The 4,736-nt window shown below is 44.1% G+C and carries 5 protein-coding genes; all 5 read left to right on the top strand.

The genetic code is table 11. From position 1 onward, the window contains the following. Positions 1-610 (top strand): AAA family ATPase (locus RDQ32_RS10725; protein ID WP_308580472.1); only part of this gene is annotated, 610 nt, incomplete at its 5' end. Positions 611-819: 209 nt separating this feature from the next. Further along, positions 820-1,278, top strand: coding sequence for an HIT family protein (locus tag RDQ32_RS10730; RefSeq protein ID WP_308580475.1), 459 nt, complete (start codon positions 820-822; stop codon positions 1,276-1,278). Then, positions 1,271-2,338: an undecaprenyldiphospho-muramoylpentapeptide beta-N-acetylglucosaminyltransferase gene (locus RDQ32_RS10735; RefSeq protein ID WP_308580473.1), complete on the top strand. Its 1,068-nt coding sequence runs from the start codon at positions 1,271-1,273 to the stop codon at positions 2,336-2,338. The genes RDQ32_RS10730 and RDQ32_RS10735 overlap by 8 nt, the downstream gene beginning before the upstream one ends. 105 nt (positions 2,339-2,443) lie before the next feature. Continuing rightward, entirely contained in the window at positions 2,444-3,127 is a 684-nt protein-coding gene (locus RDQ32_RS10740; RefSeq protein ID WP_007156452.1) for a 5'-methylthioadenosine/adenosylhomocysteine nucleosidase, read from the top strand. A gap of 159 nt (positions 3,128-3,286) precedes the next feature. Further along, positions 3,287-4,624, top strand: coding sequence for a glucose-6-phosphate isomerase (locus RDQ32_RS10745; RefSeq protein ID WP_308580474.1), 1,338 nt, complete (start codon positions 3,287-3,289; stop codon positions 4,622-4,624). Positions 4,625-4,736 lie beyond the last annotated feature (112 nt).

The raw sequence follows: 4,736 nt of genomic DNA on the forward strand, positions 1-4,736 counted from the left end.
TTGTGAGGCCTGCTCCGGAGATGGTATTGTAAAAATTGAGATGCATTTCCTGCCGGATGTCTATGTGCCCTGTGAGGTTTGTAACGGAAAACGCTATAACCGGGAAACCTTGGAGGTTCGCTACAAGGGAAAGAATATCTATGATGTCTTGAATATGACGGTGGAGGAAGCCTACGAGTTCTTTGCCCATATCCCCAGTATTCAACGGAAAATGCAGACGCTTATGGATGTGGGACTATCCTACATTCGCCTGGGACAGCCCAGTACGGAGCTTTCCGGAGGAGAGGCCCAGAGAATCAAGCTGGCTACAGAGCTAAGCCGAAGAGGAACCGGAAGAACCCTCTATATTTTGGATGAGCCAACCACGGGTTTGCATTTTGAGGATGTGCGGAAGCTGGTGGAAATGCTGCAAAGACTGGCAGATGGCGGCAATACGGTTCTTGTGATAGAGCATAATCTGGATGTAATCAAGTGTGCCGACTACCTGATTGATATGGGGCCGGAAGGGGGAAGCGGCGGAGGAACGGTGCTTTGTACCGGCACCCCGGAAGAGGTAGCGGAAAATCCGCTATCCTATACCGGAAAATATCTAAAGAGATACTTGAATTAGAGAAATTTGGCTAATGTGGTATTAGGCTAAAGCGATATTTGACTAATGCGATGTTTGGCAAAAGTGATATTTGAGCCGATGAAGAGGGCAGTACTATTTAAGAGAAAAATTTTTTCGAGCACTTTTGCGTTAGCTGAAACTACGGTGGAAAATCCTTTTCCGAACCGATATAATAGAGAAAACTATTATTTCATATAGAGAAAACTATTATTTCAGCAGGAGATGAGCAGAGAAAGAGAGGACAGAAAATGAGTGCAGATTGTATTTTTTGTAAGATTGCCAATGGAGAGATTCCTTCCGGAACGGTGTATGAAGATGGGGATTTTCGTGTGATTTTGGACATTTCTCCGGCGGCAAAGGGACACTGTCTGATTCTGCCGAAGCAACACGGAAAGAATCTTTTGGAGATGGATGATGCAGTTCTGGCCAAGGTTTTCCCATTAGCAAAAAAAATCGGACAGGCTATGGTAAAGGCTACCGGTGCCAAGGGCTTTAATGTGGTACAAAACAATGGAGAAGCGGCCGGCCAGACGGTGGAGCATTTTCATGTGCACATCATTCCCCGATTTGATGAAAAGGACAGCATGGTATTATGGACTCCTCTTTCTTATAAGGAGGGAGAACTGGAACAGGTAAAGGAAAGTATTATAAAGGAGATCCATGGCTAAGATTGTATTGACAGGGGGAGGAACCGCGGGACATGTTACCGCAAATCTAGCCCTGATTCCCGGTTTACTGGAAAGAAAGCATCAGCTCTTTTATATGGGTTCGGAAAAGGGAATAGAAAAAGAATTGGCAGAAAAGGCAGGACTTCCCTACTACGGGATTGCCACAGGAAAGTTTCGGAGATACTTTTCTTTACAGAACTTTACAGACCCCTTTAAGGTGATTGCAGGATTTTTTCAGGCCAGAAAGTTTTTAAAAAAGGAAAAAATCAATCTGGTTTTTTCCAAGGGCGGTTTTGTGGCGGTGCCGGTGGTCTATGCTGCGGCAAGCCTTAGGATTCCTGTGATTTGCCATGAGTCGGATATGACACCGGGACTTGCCAATAAGCTGACCATTCCCTTTGCCAAAAAAATCTGTTGTAATTTTCCGGAAACTCTAAACTATTTACCGAAGAAAAAGGCGGTCTTTACCGGTGCTCCCATTCGAGAGGAGCTTCTACAGGGGAGTCGAGAAAAGGGGCTGGAAAGAGCCGGATTTTCCGGTGAAAAAGAGGTTTTACTGATTATCGGCGGAAGCATGGGCTCACAGGCGGTAAATCAAGTGATTCGAAAGAATCTGGATCAGCTCTTGGAAGATTGGGATATTCTTCATGTTTGCGGCAAGGGAAATGCCGATGAAAGCCTAAAGAACAGGACCGGCTATCAGCAATATGAATATGTCCATGAGGAGCTTGCGGATTATTATCAGGCGGCAGACTGTGTTATATCCAGAGCAGGAGCCAATGTGATTTGTGAGCTACTGGCTTTGGAAAAGCCCAACCTTTTAATTCCCTTACCTAAGGGAGCTTCCAGAGGAGACCAGATTTTAAATGCAGAGTCCTTCCAAAAGCAGGGATATTCTCTGCTGCTTTCTCAGGAAGAGTCAGAGGCGGATTTTTCCAAGCTTTATGCTTTATTAAAGGAACTGAAGGATAATAAGGCGAAATTCCAAGAATCCATGAGAAACAGTAAGGAAAAGAACGGAAGAGAAAATGTTTTACAGCTCATTGATTCTTTTTTGTAATTCTTTCTTTTGGGAAAAATCGATGCAGTTCAATTTTTCAAATCATTCAAATTATATTAAAAGCCATAAAAGGGTATATCATAAGCTGTAAAAAGGAGGGGGAAGATGATAGGGATTATCGGAGCCATGGAAGAGGAAGTGGCAAAGCTTAAGGAGCTTTGTGAGGACAGGGAAGAAATCCAAAAGGGTCCATACTTCTTTGTAAAGGGAAAGCTTTCCGGAAAGGAAGTAGTACTATGTAAAGCCGGAATCGGAAAGGTTAATGCAGCAGCTTGTACCCAGGCTTTAATCGATACTTTTTCTCCAAGTCAAATCCTAAATACCGGAGTGGCAGGAGCCATTGCGGAGGAAATCCATGTTTTGGATCTTTTGGTTTCCAAGGATGCAGTGCAGTATGATATGGACGCTACGGAATTCGGATATCCCCGGGGACAGATTCCCAGAGAAGAGGATTTGGCTTTTCCGGCAGAGGAAAAAATGATTGAGAAGGCATTAGCAGTGGGGAAGACCATGCAGGGCTTCCATACTTTTCTGGGTAGAGTAGCTACCGGAGACTGCTTTGTTTCCTCTCAGGAGAAAAAGGAATTTTTACGGAAGGAGTTCCAAGCATCCTGTTGTGAGATGGAAGGGGCGGCTATTGCCCAGATTGCAAGAAAAAATGGGGTTCCTTTCTTGATTTTGCGCTTTATTTCCGATGAAGCCAACACTAAAGCACCTATGACTTATACAGAATTTGAGAGAAAAGCTATTGCACAAAGTGTAGACTTTGTCTTAGAATTCTTAAAGTAAGTTTTTCTTACAAAATAAGAAATAAAATTAGAGTTAACGGTGTATTTTTTTTAGGATACACTGTAGGGGCTAAGAAGAGACGGTTTTACGATATATTCGTAAATCATCTCGGAAGAACTACCCTCTGAAGGAATAGAGGGAAAAGGAGAAGGAGGCTATATGCTACAATTTGATTTATCCAAGGCAAGAAAATTCGTCAGTGAAGAGGAGATGGAGAACTTTAAGAGCCAGACCCTTGCGGCAAGAGATACTCTTTTGTCCGGAAAAGGTGCGGGAAATGATTTCTTAGGTTGGATTTCCCTGCCGGCGGATTATGATAAGGGAGAGTTTCAGCGGATTCAGAAGGCGGCAAAGAAGATTCAGGAGGATTCCGATGTTCTCTTGGTAATTGGTATCGGAGGTTCCTACTTAGGGGCTCGTGCAGCCAATGAGTTTTTAAACCATAGCTTTTACAATGAATTAAAGAAAGAGGACAGAAAGACTCCGGAAATTTATTATGTGGGAAATAATATTTCTTCCAAGTATATTCTGCATTTACAGGATGTATTGAAGGGAAAGGATTTCTCTATCAATATCATTTCCAAGTCCGGAACCACTACAGAGCCTGCCATTGCTTTTAGAGTATTTAAGGGACTGCTGGAAGAGAAGTATGGAAAGGATGAGGCTGCAAAGCGTATCTACGCCACTACAGACCGTGCAAAGGGGGCTTTAAAGAACCTTGCCGATGAAATGCATTATGAGGAGTTCGTGGTACCGGATGATATCGGAGGTCGTTTCTCTGTGCTTACAGCAGTAGGCCTACTTCCTATTGCCGTAACAGGGGTGAACATCCAGGAGCTTATGGATGGTGCCAATGCTATGCGGGAAAGACTGCTTTCCGCTGACTACAGGGAAAATCCTGCTTTACAGTATGCGGCTGCCAGAAACATCATGCTTCGGAAGAATAAGAAGATTGAGATTTTGGTAAACTATGAGCCATCCTGCCACTACCTTTCCGAGTGGTGGAAGCAGCTGATGGGAGAATCTGAGGGTAAGGATCATAGAGGCTTGTTCCCCTCTTCTGTAGACTTTACGACAGACTTACACTCCTTAGGACAGTTTATTCAGGAGGGAAGTCCCCTGCACTTTGAAACTGTTTTGGAAATCGAGAAGTCCAAGGAAGAGATTGTGCTGGAGAAGGAAGCCATTGACACAGACGGCATGAACTATCTTGCAGGAAAGACCGTGGATTTTGTGAATAAGGCTGCCATGAAGGGAACCATTCTGGCCCACAGCGATGGAGATGTACCGAACTTTATCGTAAAGATTGATGAGCAGAGTGCCGGAACTCTGGGAGAAGTATTCTACTTCTTTGAGTTTGCCTGCGGTGTTTCCGCTTATCTGAACGGGGTAAACCCCTTTAACCAGCCGGGAGTAGAGAGCTACAAGAGAAATATGTTCGCCCTCTTAGGAAAGCCGGGATACGAAGAGCTGGCAAAGGAATTGGCAAATAAGTAATAGTTAAGGGGCTGTAAAAAATCAAAATAGTTTTCTAAGCAATATAGGTCTAAATTGGGGGCACGCTCTCGCTAGCTTCGCCTGACTGAGCAGTGGTTTTGTTAACCACTGC

Source organism: uncultured Oribacterium sp. (assembly GCF_902481605.1).
In the GTDB taxonomy this organism is placed as follows: domain Bacteria; phylum Bacillota; class Clostridia; order Lachnospirales; family Lachnospiraceae; genus Oribacterium; species Oribacterium sinus.